General features: G+C 71.9%; 19 protein-coding genes. 5 read left to right on the top strand and 14 right to left on the bottom strand.

The annotated features are described in order from the left end of the window. The first annotated feature begins 43 nt into the window (after nucleotides 1–43). Nucleotides 44–1,150, top strand: coding sequence for a Vms1/Ankzf1 family peptidyl-tRNA hydrolase (locus AB0959_RS45185; protein ID WP_366832721.1), 1,107 nt, complete (start codon nucleotides 44–46; stop codon nucleotides 1,148–1,150). A gap of 117 nt (nucleotides 1,151–1,267) precedes the next feature. Here the strand turns inward: AB0959_RS45185 and AB0959_RS45190 are convergent, their stop codons facing one another. Further along, nucleotides 1,268–2,887 (bottom strand): ATP-binding cassette domain-containing protein, encoded by a 1,620-nt coding sequence (locus AB0959_RS45190; RefSeq protein WP_366832723.1) that lies wholly within the window; start codon nucleotides 2,885–2,887, stop codon nucleotides 1,268–1,270. A gap of 118 nt (nucleotides 2,888–3,005) precedes the next feature. Between AB0959_RS45190 and AB0959_RS45195 the strand changes: the two genes are divergently transcribed. From AB0959_RS45195 to AB0959_RS45205, 3 genes are all read left to right on the top strand, one after another. Beyond that, a complete protein-coding gene (locus tag AB0959_RS45195; RefSeq protein WP_366832724.1) occupies nucleotides 3,006–4,499 on the top strand; it encodes a phosphatase PAP2 family protein in 1,494 nt (497 codons plus the stop codon). Nucleotides 4,500–4,705: 206 nt separating this feature from the next. Continuing rightward, entirely contained in the window at nucleotides 4,706–5,521 is an 816-nt protein-coding gene (locus AB0959_RS45200) for a methyltransferase domain-containing protein (protein WP_366832725.1), read from the top strand. A gap of 79 nt (nucleotides 5,522–5,600) precedes the next feature. Then, complete coding sequence (locus AB0959_RS45205) at nucleotides 5,601–5,771, top strand: hydrophobic protein (RefSeq protein WP_366832726.1); 171 nt, start codon at nucleotides 5,601–5,603, stop codon at nucleotides 5,769–5,771. Between the two features lie 31 nt (nucleotides 5,772–5,802). Here AB0959_RS45205 and AB0959_RS45210 read toward each other — a convergent pair whose 3' ends face one another. The 13 genes from AB0959_RS45210 to AB0959_RS45270 form a co-directional block, all read right to left on the bottom strand. Further along, on the bottom strand, nucleotides 5,803–6,087 hold the full coding sequence (locus tag AB0959_RS45210) for a gas vesicle protein K (protein ID WP_366832727.1): 285 nt from the start codon (nucleotides 6,085–6,087) through the stop codon (nucleotides 5,803–5,805). A 1-nt stretch (nucleotide 6,088) separates the two neighbouring features. Further along, nucleotides 6,089–6,277 carry a gas vesicle protein gene (locus AB0959_RS45215; protein ID WP_322724061.1) on the bottom strand — a complete coding sequence of 63 codons (189 nt, stop codon included), beginning with the start codon at nucleotides 6,275–6,277 and terminating at the stop codon, nucleotides 6,089–6,091. Continuing rightward, complete coding sequence (locus AB0959_RS45220; protein WP_366832728.1) at nucleotides 6,274–7,110, bottom strand: GvpL/GvpF family gas vesicle protein; 837 nt, start codon at nucleotides 7,108–7,110, stop codon at nucleotides 6,274–6,276. Before AB0959_RS45220 ends, AB0959_RS45215 begins: the two co-directional genes overlap by 4 nt. Next, nucleotides 7,110–7,517 (bottom strand): gas vesicle protein, encoded by a 408-nt coding sequence (locus AB0959_RS45225; protein ID WP_366832730.1) that lies wholly within the window; start codon nucleotides 7,515–7,517, stop codon nucleotides 7,110–7,112. The genes AB0959_RS45220 and AB0959_RS45225 overlap by 1 nt, the downstream gene beginning before the upstream one ends. Then, entirely contained in the window at nucleotides 7,514–8,701 is a 1,188-nt protein-coding gene (locus AB0959_RS45230; RefSeq protein ID WP_366832731.1) for an SRPBCC family protein, read from the bottom strand. The genes AB0959_RS45225 and AB0959_RS45230 overlap by 4 nt, the downstream gene beginning before the upstream one ends. Before the next feature lie 135 nt (nucleotides 8,702–8,836). Continuing rightward, the gene (locus AB0959_RS45235) at nucleotides 8,837–9,454 is read right to left on the bottom strand and encodes a DNA primase (protein ID WP_366832732.1); all 618 of its coding nucleotides are present in this window, start codon (nucleotides 9,452–9,454) and stop codon (nucleotides 8,837–8,839) included. Continuing rightward, a complete protein-coding gene (locus AB0959_RS45240) occupies nucleotides 9,451–9,717 on the bottom strand; it encodes a gas vesicle protein GvpG (RefSeq protein ID WP_366832733.1) in 267 nt (88 codons plus the stop codon). The genes AB0959_RS45235 and AB0959_RS45240 overlap by 4 nt, the downstream gene beginning before the upstream one ends. 19 nt (nucleotides 9,718–9,736) lie before the next feature. Beyond that, nucleotides 9,737–10,492: a GvpL/GvpF family gas vesicle protein gene (locus AB0959_RS45245; protein WP_366832734.1), complete on the bottom strand. Its 756-nt coding sequence runs from the start codon at nucleotides 10,490–10,492 to the stop codon at nucleotides 9,737–9,739. Then, a complete protein-coding gene (locus AB0959_RS45250; protein ID WP_366832735.1) occupies nucleotides 10,489–10,914 on the bottom strand; it encodes a gas vesicle structural protein GvpA in 426 nt (141 codons plus the stop codon). Before AB0959_RS45250 ends, AB0959_RS45245 begins: the two co-directional genes overlap by 4 nt. 82 nt (nucleotides 10,915–10,996) lie before the next feature. Further along, on the bottom strand, nucleotides 10,997–11,386 hold the full coding sequence (locus AB0959_RS45255) for a gas vesicle protein (protein ID WP_366832736.1): 390 nt from the start codon (nucleotides 11,384–11,386) through the stop codon (nucleotides 10,997–10,999). 64 nt (nucleotides 11,387–11,450) lie between these two features. Then, nucleotides 11,451–12,371, bottom strand: coding sequence for a non-homologous end-joining DNA ligase (ligD, locus tag AB0959_RS45260; protein ID WP_366832737.1), 921 nt, complete (start codon nucleotides 12,369–12,371; stop codon nucleotides 11,451–11,453). Nucleotides 12,372–12,417: 46 nt separating this feature from the next. After that, nucleotides 12,418–14,265, bottom strand: a complete 1,848-nt coding sequence (locus tag AB0959_RS45265; protein ID WP_366832738.1) for a transketolase — start codon at nucleotides 14,263–14,265, stop codon at nucleotides 12,418–12,420. Continuing rightward, complete coding sequence (locus AB0959_RS45270; protein WP_366832739.1) at nucleotides 14,262–15,902, bottom strand: FAD-dependent oxidoreductase; 1,641 nt, start codon at nucleotides 15,900–15,902, stop codon at nucleotides 14,262–14,264. The genes AB0959_RS45265 and AB0959_RS45270 overlap by 4 nt, the downstream gene beginning before the upstream one ends. A 139-nt stretch (nucleotides 15,903–16,041) precedes the next feature. On the opposite strand from AB0959_RS45270, the gene AB0959_RS45275 reads away from it, so the two are divergent. After that, nucleotides 16,042–16,995, top strand: coding sequence for an LLM class F420-dependent oxidoreductase (locus tag AB0959_RS45275; protein WP_366832740.1), 954 nt, complete (start codon nucleotides 16,042–16,044; stop codon nucleotides 16,993–16,995). Nucleotides 16,996–17,213 lie beyond the last annotated feature (218 nt).

Below are 17,213 nucleotides of genomic sequence, written 5' to 3' on the forward strand. Positions count from 1 at the left end.
CCCGCCCGGCAAGCATTACCCGAGCGGCATCCGGGAGGGAGCCATGGATCTCGCCTTTCTGCATCCACTCTACGAACATCCGGGGCCCTGGGCCTCCGTGTACGTCGGCACGTCCTCGCACACGGAGTCCACTCCGCACGAGCGCTCCCTGGTGGCCCAGGCGGTGTCACGGGAGCTCGCCGCCCAGGGCGCCGACGAGCCGACCTGCGCGGCCGTGCACCGGGCGGTGGACGAGCTGCGTCACGCCTCCGAGCCTCATGGCAGGGCCTTCTTCGCCCGGTCGGGCGAGGTGGTGCTGGATCCGCCGCTCGCGTACGCGCCGCCGGGCACCTCGGCCCACTGGTCACCGCTGCCGCGTGCCACCCCACTGCTGGAGCTGGCCGGGGAGGACCCGGTGTGCGTGGTGGCGTACGTGGACCGGCGGGGCGCGGACTTCGAGCTGCGCGGCTCGCGGGGCAGCCAGGACGCCGGGGCGGTGGCGGGGCGGCAGTGGCCCGTACACCGTACGAGCTCGGCCGACTGGTCGGAGCGGCACTTCCAGCTGCGGGTGGAGAACACCTGGGAGCACAACGCGGCGGAGATCGCCGACGCGCTCGCCGTGTGCCAGGAGGAGACCAAGGCCGACCTGCTGGTCCTCGTCGGCGAGGAGCGCGAGCGGCGCACCGTGCGCGAGCGGCTGCCCCAGCGGCTGCGGGACCGCGTGGTGGAGGCCCGGCACGGCGCCGGCAGCCGACTGCTGGACGACGACGTGGAACGGGTCCGTGCCGAGCATGTGCACCGCCGGGCCGCGGAGGAGCTGGAGCGGTTCCTGGCGGGGCGGTCCCCGGACGCCGAGGGGCGCACGGCCGCCGTGGAGGGCGTGCCCGCGCTGGTGGAGGCGGCCCGTGAGCACCGTATCGACGAGCTGCTGGTCCGCCCGGACGGGCCCGACGCGCACCGCGAGGTGTGGATCGGCGAGGACCCGGACCAGCTGGCGGTGCGGCGCACGGAGCTGAAGACGCTGGGTGAGCAGAACTCGTGGGCGGCCCGCGCCGACGACGCCCTGCTGCGTTCGGCGGTCGCGACGGACGCGCCGGCGCTCTCGGTGACGGCGGCCACGGCGGACGAGGTGCCCGTGGGCGGACTGGGGGCGCTGCTGCGCTGGAAGTGATCCCTCGAAGTCACCGCTGGACGTGACAGCTGGATGTAACAGCCGGACCTAACCGCTGGAAGTAACCGCTGGTGGGCCCCCTGCCCCGGCAGGGGGCCCACCTCTGCTGCCGGGCGCTCATCTGGCGCGCTCCACCCTCCGCTCGTCCCACACCGGCTCCGGCGTCTCGCGTACGCGGCCGTCGGAGCCGAAGACGAGATAGCGGTCGAACGAGCGAGCGAACCAGCGGTCGTGGGTGACCGCGAGGACCGTGCCCTCGAAGGCCTCCAGCCCCTCCTGGAGGGCCTCCGCGGACTCCAGGTCCAGGTTGTCCGTGGGCTCGTCCAGCAGCAGTGCGGTGACGCCCTCCAGCTCCAGGAGCAGGATCTGGAAGCGGGCCTGCTGACCGCCGGAGAGCCGGTCGAAGCGCTGCTCGGCCTGGCCGGTCAGTTCGTAGCGGCGCAGCCGGGACATGGCGGCCCCCCGGTCCTGGGCGTGCTCCTTCCACAGGATGTCGAGGAGTGAGCGGCCTTCCAGCTCCGGGTGGGCGTGGGTCTGCGCGAAGTGTCCGGGAACGACCCGCGCGCCCAGCTTCCACCGCCCCGTGTGCGCCACGTCGTCGCCCGCGAGGAGGCGCAGGAAGTGCGACTTGCCCGAGCCGTTGGAGCCCAGGACCGCGACGCGTTCGCCGTAGAAGACCTCCAGGTCGAAGGGTTTCATCAGCCCGGTGAGTTCGAGTCCCTCGCAGGTGACCGCCCGTACGCCGGTGCGGCCCCCCTTGAGCCGCATCGTGATGTCCTGCTCGCGCGGCGGCTCCGGTGGTGGGCCCGCCTCCTCGAACTTGCGCAGCCGGGTCTGGGCGGCGCGGTAGCGGGAGGCCAGGTCGGCGCTGTTCTCCGCCGCTTGACGAAGCGTCAGCACGAGCTTCCTCAGCTGGGCGTGCTTCTCGTCCCAGCGGCGCCTGAGTTCCTCGAACCGTTCGAAGCGCTGCCGCCGGGCCTCGTGGTAGGTGGCGAAGCCGCCGCCGTGCACCCACGCGTCCGCGCCCGCCGGGCCCGGTTCCACGCTCACGATCTTCTCGGCGGCACGGGCGAGGAGCTCCCGGTCGTGCGAGACGAAGAGCACGGTCTTGCGGGTCTCCTTCAGCCGCTCCTCCAGCCAGCGCTTGCCGGGGACGTCGAGGTAGTTGTCGGGCTCGTCGAGGAGCAGCACCTCGTCGGTACCGCGCAGCAGGGCCTCCAGCACGAGCCGCTTCTGCTCGCCGCCGGACAGGGTGCGCACCTGTCGCCACTGTGCCTTCTCGTACGGCACGCCGAGCGCGGCCGTGGTGCAGATGTCCCAGAGCGTCTCGGCCTCGTACCCGCGCGCCTCGGCCCAGTCGGCGAGGGCCTGCGCGTACCGGAGCTGGGCGGCCTCGTCGTCCACGGTCATGATGCCGTGCTCGGCGGCGTCCACGGCCTCGGCCGCCTGCCGGATACGCGGCGGCGCCACGGACACCAGCAGGTCGCGCACGGTCGTCTCGTCCCGCACCGACCCCACGAACTGCCGCATCACGCCCAGCCCGCCGCTCACCGCCACGCTCCCGCCGTGCGGCTTCAACTCGCCCGACAGCAGTCGCAGCAGGGTGGTCTTCCCGGCTCCGTTGGGCCCGACGAGGGCGACGATGGCCCCCTCCCCCACCCGGAACGACACGTCGCCGAGCAGCGCCCTCCCGTCGGGAAGGTCGTACTCCAGATGCGCGGCTTCCAGGTGTCCCATGAGCAGGCATTCTCCGGGTCGCCCGGGCCGCCGTGCAAACGCGTTTCGAGCGATGCGCGACCTCGCCCTGGCGGCCCCGACTTGACAGGAAGTGGCTGCCCTGGGGTACCCGTGCCCCATGAGCCCAGATGTCGATCTCACCGACCGCCCCCCGGGTCACCACGTCCTCCGGGACCGTTTCCTGGCCGCGGACAGCCGCCTGTTCGAAGCGGTGGCGGCCCGTCACTGGCCGGGCGCCGACCACGTGCTGCCCCGGCTGAGCCGCGCCGCGAACCATGGCGTGCTGTGGTTCGCCACGGCGGCGGCCATCGCCGCGGCACGGAGCCCGAGGGCCCGCCGGGCGGCCGCCCGGGGCGTGGCGTCGCTGGCCCTCGCCTCGGCGACCATCAACACCCTCGGCAAGCGTTCGGTCCGCCGTCCGCGCCCGCTCCTCGACAACGTCCCGATGGTCCGGCAGCTCAAGCGGCAGCCGATCACCACGTCGTTCCCGTCGGGACACTCGGCCTCGGCGGCGGCCTTCGCGACGGGTGTCGCCCTGGAGTCCCGCGGCTGGGGTGCGGCCGTCGCGCCGGTGGCCGCCGCGGTCGCGCTGTCCCGCGTCTACACGGGCGTCCACTTCCCGAGCGACGTCCTGGTGGGGGCGGCCCTGGGCGTGGGCGCCGCCTACACCGTACGCGGGCTCGTGCCGACCCGGGACCTGCTTCCGCCGCCCGGCCGTCCGCGCGCCGAAGCGCCCATGGTTCCCGACGGCGACGGCCTGGTCGTCGTCTCGAACGGGGGCGCGGCGACCTCGGACCGCGTGCGCGCGCTGCAGCACGTCATGCCCCGTGCCGAGGTCGTGGAGTGCGCGCCGGGCGACCTGCGGACCGAGTTGGAGAAGGCGGCCACGCATGCCCGGGTGCTCGGCGTGTGCGGCGGCGACGGCACGGTGAACGTGGCGGCGGAGGTGGCCCTGCGGCACGACCTCCCCCTCGCCGTCCTCCCCGGCGGCACGCTCAACCACTTCGCGCAGGACCTGGGCGTCGAGGACGCACGGGACCTCGCCCGGGCGCTGCGGGACGGGGACGCGGTCCGAGTGGACGTGGGACGGTTCTCCTCGGGTGACACCGAGGGCGTGTTCCTCAACACGTGCAGTCTGGGCGTCTATCCGGAGCTGGTCCGCGAACGCGAGCGCTGGTCGCGGCTGATCGGCGGCTGGCCGGCGGGCGTGCTCGGCGCGGCGCGCGTCCTGCGCGCGGACCACCACCCGCTGCAGGCCCGGCTCCAGGAGCGGACGCGCCCGCTGTGGCTGCTGTTCGCCGGGAACGGCACGTACCACCGTATGGGCCCCGTCCCCGGCCGCCGCTACGACCTCGCCGACGGGCTGCTCGACGTCCGCGTGGTGCACGGCGACGGCCACCCGGCCGTGCGCCTGCTCGCCGCCGCGGCGGCGGGCCCGCTGACCCGCTCCCCCGCCCACGCGGCGGTACGCGTCGACCGCCTCCACGTGGAGGGCATCACCCCGGGCACGCTCCTCGCCTACGACGGCGAGGTCACCGAGATCTCCGGCGACCTGACCCTGAACAAGCTCCCGGAGGCGCTGACGGTCTACCGCCCGTTCACGCGCCCCTGAAGGGGCGCGGGGAACTGCGCGAGCAACCAGAGACAACCGTCAGCCCGCATCAAACACCAGGCCCCACGGCGGTCCCGTTTCAGCTACGCACAGCTCACATAGCGAGACGCAGGTCTCAATATTCGACACGAAGGCGTACCGTGCCGCATACCGTCCCGCGGAGCGCGCCGGCTCCGCGGGACCAGGACGCGACGAGGGGAACGGTCATGCCGAAGCCACGGGACACCGCCGTCTACACGCACGGGCACCACGAGTCGGTGCTGCGCTCGCACACCTGGCGGACGGCCGCCAACTCGGCGGCCTACCTCCTCGGTTCCCTCAAGCCCCACATGAAGATCCTGGACATCGGCTGCGGCCCGGGCACCATCACAGCGGACCTGGCCGAGCTGGTCCCGGACGGGCACGTCACCGGCGTGGACCGCGCTCCCGGCATCCTCGACCAGGCGCGGGCCACGGCCGCCGAGCGGGGCCTGGTGAACGTCGACTTCGCGGTGGCGGACGTCCACGCGCTGGACTACCCGGACGACACCTTCTGCGTGGTCCACGCCCATCAGGTGCTCCAGCACGTGGGCGACCCGGTGCGGGCGCTGCGCGAGATGGTCCGCGTGACCAGGCCGGGCGGTTACATCGCGGTCCGGGACTCCGACTACGCGGCGATGACCTGGTTCCCGCCGGCACCGGGCCTGGACGACTGGCTGGACCTGTACCGGCGGGTCGCCCGCGCCAACGGCGGGGAACCGGATGCGGGACGGCGGCTGCGGTCCTGGGCACTGCGGGCCGGCCTCACCGACATCACCGCCACGTCCACCACCTGGACGTTCGCCACGGCCGAGGAGCGGGCCTGGTGGAGCGGGCTCTGGGCGGACCGCACCCTGGCCTCCGCGTACGCGGAGCGCGCCACGGAAGGCGGCCACGCGACGCCGGAGGAGCTTCGGACGGTGTCCGGGGCCTGGCGGGAATGGGGACGCCAGGAAGACGGCTGGTTCTCCGTTCTGCACGGGGAGATTCTGTGCCGGAAGTGAAATCGTGGCCGAAAGTGAAATGTAACTGTGAGGCCTGATTCCGGGAATTCGGGTCACCCGTAAAGCAGGAGGTGTCAGAATGGTTCCCATCCTGCTTGTTCTGCTTTTGGCCCTGATTCTCTTCGGTGCCGGATTCGCGGTGAAGGTGCTCTGGTGGATCGCCCTCGCCGTCCTCGTGGTCTGGCTGCTGGGGTTCCTGGTGCGCGGCACGAGCACCGCGGGCACCCGGGGCCGCTGGTACCGCTGGTAGCGGCCCCGGTCCGGTAACACCGGTCCTGGGGTCAGTCCCGGGGAAGCAGTGGTCCGAGCGGCCCGAGGTCCAGATTCAGGTCCTCGGGCCGCAGGCCGTAGCGGTCGCGCAGTTCGGCCATGCGGTCCTCGAGCAGCATCAGGGTGAGCCCGATGCGCTCTTCCTGTTCCTCCGTCAACTCGCCCGTGTCGAACCGGCGCACGGCCTGCCGTTCCATGAGCTGGCGGAGCAGTTCGACGACGGTCAGGACGAGTTTCACAAGGTCGCGCTCTACCGTGTCGGGTTCGAGGTCGAGGCGGTTCCTGCCGGTGCTCACTTCACTCCAACTCCCCCCATGGTGCGGGGACCTGCTCGTTCACCGAACTGATGAGCGCGTTGAGGTCGATGCGGACGAGGTCGACGTCGGCGATGCGCAGGGTGAGGTCGCCGGTGATGACGACCCCGCCCGCGAGCAACCGGTCGAGCAGGTCGACGAGGGCGATCTCACGGCGTTCGACGACGGTCACGCGTCCTCCTCCTCGGCCCTTCCGGGACCTTCGGGACCTTCGGCCTCCCGCTGGGCTGCCTGCTCGGCCCCCTGCGCCTCCTCGGTGAAGGAGTAGGCGGCCCACGGCCCGGTGAGTTCGACGCGCAGTCCGGGGGCGTCGTCCTTCGTGCGGTCCACGGCTTCCACGAATTCTTCGGATTTTCCGCGCGGGACGAGATAGGCGGCGTTGAGTACGTTCCGGCCGGCGGATCCGGAAAGCGTGGGATTCTGGGGCGCGTGCAGCCGGAAATCCTCGGCACCTTCAGAAAGTGATTCGTGCAGTCGGCGGGCGAATGTCTCCGCCTTTTGCCACATGTCTTCGTGGGACCTGTTGCGCATACGCCGCTGCCGCAGATAGTCACGCCCGGACGCGGCCTTCTCGGGCGGGCGCTCGGTCGCGGCGGCCTCCGCGGCCTCCGTGTCGAGGTAGACCTTGACGCCCCACTCCACCCGGCCCTCCAGCCGGTCCAGCGTCCGCCGGAAGGCGTCCTCGCCCTCCTCCATCATGACGCGGACGCCACTGTCGTCCCGGAACACGGTGCCGAGCCGGAGCGGCAGGGGCGTGGTGACCGCGGTGAGCGCGTCGATCACGCCCTGGTGGGCCCGGGCCGTCGCCGTCAGCCAGTCCAGGTCCTCCAGGTGCGCCTTGAGGGGCCCCTCGGCGAAGTCGCGCTCGGGGACCTCACTGACGACGGCGATCAGGCCGTGGTGCGACATGAGCTTCGGCGGCGCGCCCGCGACCCCGGTCAGCTGGGACTGGAGCGCGGCGCCGAAGGGGCGGCACACGGCGTAGACGTACCGCAGTCCGGTCATCAGGACTCCTCCTCCTGCGGGCGGCTCCGCTCGCCCTCCTCCGACGACGGCTCGGCCCGGGAGCGGGCCCGGCCCTCCGGCAACGACTCGCTTGCCAGCCGTCCCTCCTCGATGGCCGCGAGCCGGGCGCGCAACTCGGCGTTCTCACGGTTGAGTTCCTCGCGGCGCGCCTTCGAGCTCAGCATCGGGTCGGTCTCCCACCAGTCGATGCCCATCTCCTTCGCCTTGTCGACGGAGGCGACGATGAGGCGCAGCTTGATGGTGAGCAGTTCGATGTCGAGCAGGTTGATACGGATGTCTCCCGCGATCACCAGCCCCTTGTCGAGGACGCGCTCGAGTATGTCGGCCAGGTTGGCGCTGCTTCCCTGACCGTACGGCTCCGGGGAGGCCCGATTGGGAAACGTCATCGCCTGCTCCCGCCCGCGGCGGCCCTGTCCTCGTCCTCTTCTTCCTCGTAGTCCTCTTCGGCGGCGTCCTCAGGGACCTCGTCCTCAGGGACCTCGTCCTCGGGGACCTCGTCCTCGGGGACCTCCTCGTCGCCCTCGTACTCCTCGCCCTCTTCGTACTCCTCGGGCTCCTCGTATTCCTCTTCGCCCTCTTCGTAGGCCTCGGGCTCCTCGTACTCGTCGCCCTCCTCACCGCTCTCCTCACGGCCGGAGGCTTCGGTCTCCTCCTCCTCGGACTCCTCCTCCGCCACGACGTCCTCGTGGCTGCGGACGACCTCGGCGTCGCGGATCTCGCCGCGCCAGCTGTCCTCCGCCTCGCCGCGCAGCGTGATGAAGCGGGCGAAGTGCTTGAGGTCGAGCCGGACCCGGCGGCCCTGGGCGCGCCAGATGTTGCCGGTCTTCTCGAAGAACCCCGAGGGGTAGTACTCGATCACCAGCAGGACACGGGTGAGGTTCTCACCGAGGCTGTGGAAGGAGACCACGCCCTTGGTGGTGCCCTTCGCGCCCTCCGACGTCCAGGAGATCCGGTCGTCGGGCAGCTGTTCGCGGGTGGTGGCCTTCCAGCTGCGGCTGGACCACCAGATCTTGGCATTCCAGTCGGAGTGCGTGTCGTCGTCGCGCTGCGCGCTCTTGACGCCCTTGGCGAAGGTGCTGAAGGTCTGGTACTGGGTCCATTGGTCGTAGGCGGTGCGCAGCGGCACGCCGACGTCGACGGACTCCATGATCACCGTGGGCTTGTGGCCCGAGCGGCCCTTGCCGTTCTTCTTGCCCTTGCCTCCGCCCAGGTTCTTCAGGGCGCCGGTCACGCTCTCCTTGGCGCGGCCCGCGCCGAGCTCCAGGGCGGAGCGCAGCGGCCCCTTGCCCTCGGCGAGCTTTCGACCGCCGTCGAGGGCGAGCTTGCCGAGACCGGGGCTGTTTCCGTCGGCGATGTCGTTGAGCTTCACGGTCGCCTCACCGAGCTTGCGCCCCGCGCCCGTGAGCAGACGCTGGGCCTGCGCGGCCAGATACTCCTGCGCCTCGGACTTGAGATGGTCGACGGCGGGGCTGTGGGCCAGACCCCCGAGCGGAGTCTCCTTCGCACCGTTCCCGGCCGACCCGGCGGTGTCCTTCGCCCGCCCGGTCACGGAACCGACAGTGTCAGTCATCGCTCCGGCCTCCCTTCATTTGCCCTGCGGATTCCGCCCCGTAGGGGGCGCGGGGAACGACGCGACCAGCCAGTACGGACCCGCACCCGGCCACATGCCGAACCCGGCAGACGAGACGGTCGCCCAATCCACCCGTCACCGTCCCCGCCTCCTCTCACGCCCCGAGTCGCTCGTGGCCTTGCGCGGAGCCGGCTTGGCGGAAGCCGCCTTCTTCGCGGGCGCCTTCTTCGCCGGGCGCCCCGGCGCCTTCTTGGCCGCGGCCTTCTTCGCCGGGGCCTTCTTCGCGGCCTTCTTCACCGGCTGCCCGGCCGCGGCCTTCTTGGCGGGGGCCTTCCTGGCCGACGGCTCCTCCTCGGGCTCCTCAGCGGGCTCTTCCTCCCGCTCCTCGCCGGAGGCCTCGTCGTCGGAGGCCTCGGTGCCGGGCACGTCAGGGGTCACCCCCGCGAGCCTGTCGCGCACCTGGGCGGTCCGTCCGTGCAGCCGGCCGGCGAGGCCTTCGATCTGCCGCTCGAGCAGAGCCCCACTGGCCGCCTTGCCGGCACCGCGCATCTCCTCACGGAGCTGGTCTCCCATCTCCTTGAACTGCGGGTTGTTCTGCAGTTGCTGGGACACCATGTCCGCGAGCGCCCGCGGGCTCAGATTCATCCGCTTGCCGGCCGCCAGCGTGCCGAGAGCGAACGCGAGCTTCATCTTCTTCGTTCGTCCCAGCACGTATCCGGCCCCGACAGCGAGGCCCAGTCCCACACGGTTCATCCTGTCGTCCCCTCACCTGTCGTTCCCGCACTCCTGCTCAGAGCGATCTCCAGCCGGTCCAGGAGCTCGTCCTCCAGACGGTCGAACTCCCCTTCATCGATCTCGCCCGCGTCGAGCCGCTGCTCGAGGCGGGCGAGATCGGCGCGGACGGCGGCCGGGTCGTAGTACTGGCGCTCGGCCTCGGCCACGACCTGTCTCACCGCCCAGAGGCTGCCGCGCACCGGCGCGAACGGCAGTAGCAGAACCTCGCTGATCAGTCCCATGACTGCACCTCACTCGATCTCACACGTGGGACTCCGCCTCGGCGGGCTCGGAAGGCCCCGGCTCCACGAAGCTGTACGGCGGCAGCGGCCCGTTGACCCGCACGTCGAGGTGCGGATGGCTCTTGCGGACCTCCTCGACGGCGGCGAGGAAGGAGTCGGCCGCCCCGTGGTCCACGAGGAACGACACGTTGGCGAGCCAGCCGGTGGACTCCGGGCCCGCGCTGACCGCCTCGGCGGCCGGCTCCAGCACCTGCTGCACCTGTGCCGCGTCCTCGGCCTCCAGGCCCTGCACGGCGGCCGCCACCATCTCACCGAGCTGCAGCCGCTGGTCGTAACTCCCGCCGCCCGCCTGCCGGTTGGCCTCGGCGGCGGCCCGGAGGTCGGGGTTCTGCGACATCACCCGGTGCAGCACGGCCTCCTCGTTGTGGCTGGCCTTGATGTTGTACTCGACCCTGCCGTCCAGGGCCAGAAGCCGCTCCTGGTAGTGCTCGGCACGCTCGGCCAGCACCCCGGTGACGGCCGCGTCGTCCGGGGCGACGCTGCCGAACCGCATGGGCAGCACGGCGCCGCCCGCTCCCGCCTCGCTCAGCACGTTCTGGTGGGCGAGCAGGTCCTTGCGCTTGGGGCGCAGTCCCTCGGGGGCGTCGCTGACGATGGCCGCCAGCCCGCCCTCCTTCAGGACGCGCACCGGACGCGCCGGGTCACCGACTCCGCCCATGTCCTCGGGGAGCGCGGGATGCGAACTCGCGGCGATGCCGTACACATACGTGCTCACTCCTGCTCCTCCCTCTTGCGCGAGCTCGTGCTCTTGCGGGCACGCGGCCGCGGTTCGGCCTGGCCCTCGTCACGGGCCTGCTTGAAGGCGTCGGAGATCGTCTCGGCGGCGCCGGACAGCGCCCCCTTCGACTTGCCGCGCGCTCCGGACTCGGTGACCTCACCGACGATCTCCGGCAGGCCCGGGCTCTTGCGCGGCCCGGCCTCCAGGTCGAGCCGGTTGCAGGCCTCCGCGAAGCGCAGATACGTGTCGACGCTGGCGACGACGACCCTGACGTCGATCTTGAGGATCTCGATACCGACAAGGGAGACCCGTATGAAGGCGTCGATCACCAGCCCCCTGTCGAGAATGAGCTCCAGAACGTCGTAGAGGCCGCTGGAACCGCCTCCGCCTCCGGACTGCTGTGCCGGTACTACGGTCATGCCGACCGTTCCTCCTTGTCTCTGTCGGGTTCTGTGCGGGGTCGCGCGGGCTTGTCGTCCCGCGGCTGTGCGTGACGGCGGCCTACGGGCCGCCCCGCCGATGTGCGTCCGCCCGCCCGCGTTCGTAACGGCGGACCCGCCGGTAACCGGTCAGCTCCCCGTCCGGGTCCAGCTCGACCTGGTAGCCGGCGATCAGGCTCATCGTGTCCGGGACGCGCTCCAGCTCCAGGACCTCGACCTCCAGCGCCCAGCCGTCCTCGGTCTGCTCGAAGGACGTCACGGACTCCGGCGTCATACCGGTCAGCTCCGCGAACTGGGCGCGCGCACGGCGCAGCACCTCCATCGCGCCGGGCCGACGGTCCGCCGTGTCACTGTCCCGCTTGTCTGACGACGTGCTCTCCCCGCTCTCCTTCTGAGAGCTCTGTGAGCTCCGTGAACTCTGTGCCTTGGATGTGTTCGATGTGTTCGCCATGGCCACCTCTGTCTCCGAGTGGCCCCCCGAACGTTGACCAAACCTCCACATTGAGCGACGGGCGTCATCCGCGCAGCCGGTCGAGCCTCCGCCTGGCGGGGCCCAGGGCGCGCCCGCGTCGCATCAGCCCCTTCCAGGGGTCGGTGCGGGCCTGTTCGACGGCGTCCGCGAGGGACCAGCGGCGGGCGTCGAGATCCCGGTCGTCGAGCTGGTCCCAGGCGAGCGGGGTGGCCACGGGTGCCCCCGGTTTGGCGCGCACGGTGAAGGGGGCGACCGCGGTCTGCGCATACGCGTTGCGCTGCACGTCGAGATACAGCCGGTCGCCGCGGTCCTTCTTGCGGGCGGCCGTGGTGAGCTCGTCGGGGTGGTCGCGGGCGAGCAGCTCGGCGACGTCCCGGGCGAACTCGCGGACCTCGTCGAAGTCGTGGCGGCCGCCCAGCGGCACCACGAGGTGGAGTCCCCGCGAGCCGGTGGTCATCAGTCCGGCCGGCAGTCCCAGCTCGTCGAGCAGCCCACCGACCTGCCGGGCCGCCCGCCGCACCTGGCCGAAGTCGTCCTCGGCCGGGTCGAGGTCGAAGACCAGGCGGTCGGGCCGGTCGAGGCCGCCCACCCGGGACAGCCAGCGGTGCAGGGTCAGGCACGCCTGGTCGGCGAGGTACACGAGGGTGGCCGTGTCGTCGCACACGGTGTGGCAGACGGTGCCACCCTCCTTGGGCACCTCGATCCGCCTGATCCACTCCGGATAGTGCTCGGGCGTGTTCTTCTGCATGAACCGCTGCCCGTCGACGCCGTCGGGGTGCCGTTCCAGCATCAGCGGGCGTCCGCGCAGGTGGGGCAGCATGAACGGCGCGACGGACCGGTAGTACTCGACGAGGTCGCGCTTCGTGTACTCCTTGGCGTCGCCGTCGCCGGGGAAGAGCACCTTGTCCGGCCGGTGGATCTCCAGGGTGCGGCGGCCGACCCGCACCGTGTGCGCGCTGACCATCTCGGCCTCCCTTTTCCGGAGCCTGGACTTTCCGGATCGTGGCCGGTCAGGGCACCACCGCGTGCTCCACCAGCAGCCGGGCCGACGCCGCGATCGACTCGGCGTCGATGCCCGCGGTGTGCAGCTGCTCGGCCGGCGTGGCCGAGCCCGGCATGTTGCGTACGGCGAGCCGGACCAGGCGCGGCACGGGGCGCCCGTCCAGGAACGCGTCCAGCACCGCGTCGCCGATGCCGCCCTCCTCGTGGTGGTCCTCGACGGTGAGCAGGCACCCGGTGCGTTCGGCGGCCTCGCGCAGGGTGCGGCGGTCCACGGGCTTGACCGAGTACAGGTCGATCACCCGCGTCCTGATGCCCTCGCCCTCCAGCGCCTCGGCCGCGGCGAGCGCCTCGTGGACGGTGACCCCGGCCGCGACGATCGTGAGCCGGTCGTGGTCACTGGCCTTCAGCACCTTGCTCCCACCGATGGGGAACTCCTCGGTCGGGCTGTAGATCACAGGGGCCGCCCCGCGCGAGGTCCGCAGGTAGCGGATGCCCTCCAGGCCCGCCATGGCGCCGGTCAGCTTGGCCGTCTGGTTGGCGTCGCACGGGTACAGCACGGTCGAACCGTGCAGCGAGCGGAACATCGCCAGGTCCTCCAGGCCCATCTGAGAGGGCCCGTCCTGGCCGATGGCCACGCCCGCGTGCGAGCCGACGAGGTTCAGGCCCGAACCGCTGATCGATGCCATGCGCACGAAGTCGTGGGCCCGGGTGAAGAACGCGGCGAACGTGGACGCGTAGGGCACCCAGCCGCGTGCGGCCATCCCGACCGCGGTGGCGACCATCTGCTGCTCGGCGATGTAGCACTCGAAGAAACGTTCGGGGTGTTCCTTGGCGAAGAACTCCGAGCGCGTGGAGTCGCTGACCTCGCCGTCCAGGGCGACGATGTCCCCGCGGGCCGTGCCGAGGGCGGCGAGGGCCTTGCCATAGGCGTCTCGGGTCGCGACCTCCTCGCCGATCTCGTAGCGCGGCAGGTCGAGGTGGCCCGTACGCACGGCGTGCAGCATCCGGGCGGCGGGCGGCGGCTGGACCTCGATGTGCAGGTCACGGACACCGCCGAGCTCCGCGATCGCCTCGTCGGCCTCCGGCAGCGGCTTGCCGTGCAGTCCCTCGCGGTCCTCGACGGACTCGACGCCCTTGCCCTTGAGAGTGTGGGCGAGGATCACGGTGGGCTGGCCGACGGTGGAGATGGCCTCGCCGTACGCCCGGTCGATCGCGTCCACGTCGTGGCCGTCGATCTCGATGGTGTGCCAGTCGAAGCCCTGGAAGCGGCGGGCGTAGGCGTCGAGGGAGTGCCCGTGCCGGGTGGGCCCGCGCTGGCCGAGCCGGTTGACGTCGACGATCACGACGAGGTTGTCGAGGTGCTCGTATCCGGCGTGCTCGGCGGCCTCCCAGATGGATCCCTCGGCGAGTTCGCTGTCGCCGCACAGCACCCACACGCGGTAACCGGTGCGATCGAGCCGCTTGCCGGCCAGCGCGATGCCGACGCCGACGGGCAGCCCCTGGCCGAGCGAGCCGGTGGCGGTCTCCACCCACGGCAGCCGCTGCGGGGTCGGGTGCCCCTCAAGGCGGCTGCCGAGCTTGCGGTAGGTCATCAGCTCGGTCTCGCTGATGGCGCCGGCCGCCTTGTACGCGGCGTACAGCAGTGGGGAGGCGTGGCCCTTGGAGAGGACGAAGCGGTCGTTCCCGGGGTGCTGGGGGCGCTCGAAGTCGTAGCGGAAGTGGTCGGCGAGCAGGACGGCCATCAGATCCGCGGCCGACATGGAGGAGGTGGGGTGACCGGAGTGCGCGGCGGCGGCCGCGCGGACGCTGTCGACGCGCAACTGCTGGGCGTACTCGGTGAGCTGACGGGTGTTCATGAATCCTCCTCCGTCCGTTCCTGCTGCGCGGACCGCACCGGTCGGGGCTCGGCCTTCTTCACCGGCCCCGGTTTGTCCGGCTCGGCTCCGGACGCTCCCTTTGGTCCCGATGTGCCGGTGTCCCCGGACGCCGCCGCCGGCCGGGGGTCCGGCGACTTCACCGGTCCGGGCTTGTTCGCGCTGTCGCGTTGCTGAGCCGACCTCGGCTTCTCCCGTGCTCCGGGCACCGCCGTGGGCCCGGGCTTCGCGGGTGCCTCCTGCGGCTCGGCCGGGCCGGTCGCACCGGGCTTCCCGGATGCCTCCCGGCCTCCTTCCCGTCCGGCGGACCTCGGCTCTCCCGGTACCCGTGCCAGCTCCGGCGAGGCCGTGTCCAGGGGCACCGACCAGGACCGTACGAGCCCCAACTGGACGCCCTGGCGCGGCAGTACGGCGTCCAGGAGCCAGTCGGCGGCGACCCGGACACGGTTGCCGGGCATGGCGGCGAGGTGGTACCCGCGGGTGACGGCGCCGGCGAGCGGGCCGGAGAGCGCGACGCCGAGGGGGTTGGCCGCGGCCTTGACGCCGCCGAGGTCGACGGTGAAGCCCATGTCACGGTGGCGGTAGGCACGCCGTTCGCCCCTGCCGAAGGAGGCGAGGACGTTGTGGGCGGCGACCTTGCCCTGCCGCCAGGCGTGCTGCGCCGTCATCGGCGTGTACTCGCCCGGCTTCTCCAGATCCGGCACGGCGGCCGCGTCCCCGCAGGCGAACACCTCGGGGTGGCCCGGTACCTGGAGGTAGGGGTCGACGAGCAGCCGCCCGCGCTCCAGGGGTTGTCCGATGCCCTCGACGAACGGATCGGGCCGGACGCCCACGCACCACACGAGGGTGTTGGTGTCGACGAACTCCCCGTCGCTGAGCCGCACTCCGGTGGGTGTGGCCTCCTGCACGGATGTCCCGGTGCGCACGTCCACGCCCCGCTCGCGCAGCACGCGGTCGGCGGTGCGGGAGAGCCGCTCGTCCAGCTCGGGCAGCACGCGCGGCGCGATGTCGAGCAGCATCCAGCGCGGCCGCATGCCCTCCCGCAGGGGCTGCTTGCGTACCAGCGAGTCGGTGTACAGCTGCCCGTGGGCCGCGACCTCGGTGCCCGTGTAGCCCGCGCCCACGACCACGAAGGTGCAGCGCGCCGAACAGTTCTTGGGGTCGTCGGACGCGGCGGCGAGCTCCACCTGCCGGGTCACGTGGTCGCGCAGGTACAGCGCCTCGGGCAGCCCGCGGAATCCGTGCGCGTGCTCGGCGACCCCCGGGATGGGCAGCAGCTTGTTGACGCTGCCGACGGCGAGCACGAGCCGGTCGTACGCCAGCGTTCCTCCGTCGCCCTCGGGGTCGGTGTAGTGGACGGTGCGCCCGTCGAGGTCGAGGCCGTCGGCCTCACCGAGCACCAGCCGTACGTTCGGCAGGGTGCCCGAGAGGGAGACGCTGACACGGCGCGGCTCCAGGATTCCGGCGGCGACCTGGGGCAGCAGGGGCAGATACAGGAAGTAGTCGGTCGGGTTGAGCAGGGTGATGTCGGCCTTGTTCCGGGTCTGGCGCGCGAGGGCGCGGGCCGTCCGGTACCCGGCGAAGCCGGCTCCGACGATCACGATGCGGGGTCGACTCACGGTTCGCCTCCGGCGAGGTCGCGTACGGACCTTCCGCGTCCCCCTGGGCAGGGCACCCAAACGTCCGTGGGTTTCCGCTGTGGCCCCCGGGTACCCGTACCGCGACCCCACCCGCCCCCCCGTCGCGGAGGTGCCCCCCATGCCCGAGTACGGCTACTTCCTGTCGACCGAGGAGTTCGGTCCGGCGGATCTGATCGAGCAGGCGAGGATGGCCGAGCAGGCCGGGTTCCAGTGCCTGTGGATCTCGGACCACTACCACCCGTGGAACGACGCGCAGGGACAGAGCCCGTTCGTCTGGTCGGTGATCGGCGCGCTCTCCGAAGCCGTGTCGCTGCCGGTCGAGACGGCCGTGACCTGTCCGACCGTCAGGATGCACCCGGCGGTGGTGGCGCAGGCGGCGGCGACCAGCGCGGTACAGACGGGCGGCCGGTTCCGGCTCGGTGTGGGGACGGGTGAGGCGCTGAACGAGCACGTCCTCGGCGACCGGTGGCCGCCCACGCACGTGCGCCTGGAGATGCTGGAAGAGGCGATCCAGGTGATGCGGCGCCTGTTCACCGGCGAGGAGGTCAACCACCAGGGCACCCACTACACGGTGGAGAACGCCCGCCTCTACACGGTCCCCGACGAGCCCGTCCCGATCGACATCTCCGGCTTTGGCCCCAAGGCCACCGCGCTCGCGGGGCGGGTCGGCGACGGATACATCACGATGGCGCCCGAGGAGCCGATGGTGTCGCAGTTCCGCAAGGGTGGCGGGGGCGGCAAGCTCGTCAGCGGCGGCACGAAGCTGTGCTACGGCCCCGACCGCGACGAGGCGGTCCGCACGGTGCGCGAGCTGTGGCCGAACCAGTTCCTGCCCGGCGAGATGGGCCAGATCCTGCCGACGCCCCGTCACTTCGAACAGCTGGCGCCGCTGGTCACCGACGAGATGGTGCGCGACAACACGGTGTGCGGGGACGACGTCGACGAGCACGTCGCGGCCCTGAACGCCTTCGCGGAAGCGGGCTTCGACCGCGTGTACGTCAACCAGATCGGTCCCGACCAGCGCGGGTTCTTCGACTTCTACCGCACGAAGGTGCTGCCGCAGCTGCAGTAGAGCGTGCCATGGATTCTCGGCCCGGACGGTGTTCCCCTCTCCTCGCCGTCCGGGCCGAGTGCCGTCCGGGCCAAGTGCGGACACAGGCAACAAAAGAGATGCGGGAACAAAGGAGAAGCGGGTGAGCGCGCCGACCGGCGCGCGAACCCCCGGCCGCGACGGCCGGGGGACGCACCCGCCGGGGGCGGCCCCGGGCCCCCCCGCCAGCACGGCCGCCC

This window comes from Streptomyces sp. NPDC046862 (assembly GCF_040704615.1).
Taxonomy (GTDB): Bacteria; Actinomycetota; Actinomycetes; order Streptomycetales; family Streptomycetaceae; genus Streptomyces.

Coding starts and splice junctions, on each gene's coding strand:
- AB0959_RS45185 (WP_366832721.1), top strand. CDS start 44: ATGGATCTCGCCTTTCTGCATCCACTCTACGAACATCCGGGGCCCTGG.
- AB0959_RS45190 (WP_366832723.1), bottom strand. CDS start 2,887: ATGGGACACCTGGAAGCCGCGCATCTGGAGTACGACCTTCCCGACGGG.
- AB0959_RS45195 (WP_366832724.1), top strand. CDS start 3,006: ATGAGCCCAGATGTCGATCTCACCGACCGCCCCCCGGGTCACCACGTC.
- AB0959_RS45200 (WP_366832725.1), top strand. CDS start 4,706: ATGCCGAAGCCACGGGACACCGCCGTCTACACGCACGGGCACCACGAG.
- AB0959_RS45205 (WP_366832726.1), top strand. CDS start 5,601: ATGGTTCCCATCCTGCTTGTTCTGCTTTTGGCCCTGATTCTCTTCGGT.
- AB0959_RS45220 (WP_366832728.1), bottom strand. CDS start 7,110: ATGACCGGACTGCGGTACGTCTACGCCGTGTGCCGCCCCTTCGGCGCC.
- AB0959_RS45225 (WP_366832730.1), bottom strand. CDS start 7,517: ATGACGTTTCCCAATCGGGCCTCCCCGGAGCCGTACGGTCAGGGAAGC.
- AB0959_RS45230 (WP_366832731.1), bottom strand. CDS start 8,701: ATGACTGACACTGTCGGTTCCGTGACCGGGCGGGCGAAGGACACCGCC.
- AB0959_RS45235 (WP_366832732.1), bottom strand. CDS start 9,454: ATGAACCGTGTGGGACTGGGCCTCGCTGTCGGGGCCGGATACGTGCTG.
- AB0959_RS45240 (WP_366832733.1), bottom strand. CDS start 9,717: ATGGGACTGATCAGCGAGGTTCTGCTACTGCCGTTCGCGCCGGTGCGC.
- AB0959_RS45250 (WP_366832735.1), bottom strand. CDS start 10,914: ATGACCGTAGTACCGGCACAGCAGTCCGGAGGCGGAGGCGGTTCCAGC.
- AB0959_RS45255 (WP_366832736.1), bottom strand. CDS start 11,386: ATGGCGAACACATCGAACACATCCAAGGCACAGAGTTCACGGAGCTCA.
- ligD (WP_366832737.1), bottom strand. CDS start 12,371: ATGGTCAGCGCGCACACGGTGCGGGTCGGCCGCCGCACCCTGGAGATC.
- AB0959_RS45265 (WP_366832738.1), bottom strand. CDS start 14,265: ATGAACACCCGTCAGCTCACCGAGTACGCCCAGCAGTTGCGCGTCGAC.
- AB0959_RS45275 (WP_366832740.1), top strand. CDS start 16,042: ATGCCCGAGTACGGCTACTTCCTGTCGACCGAGGAGTTCGGTCCGGCG.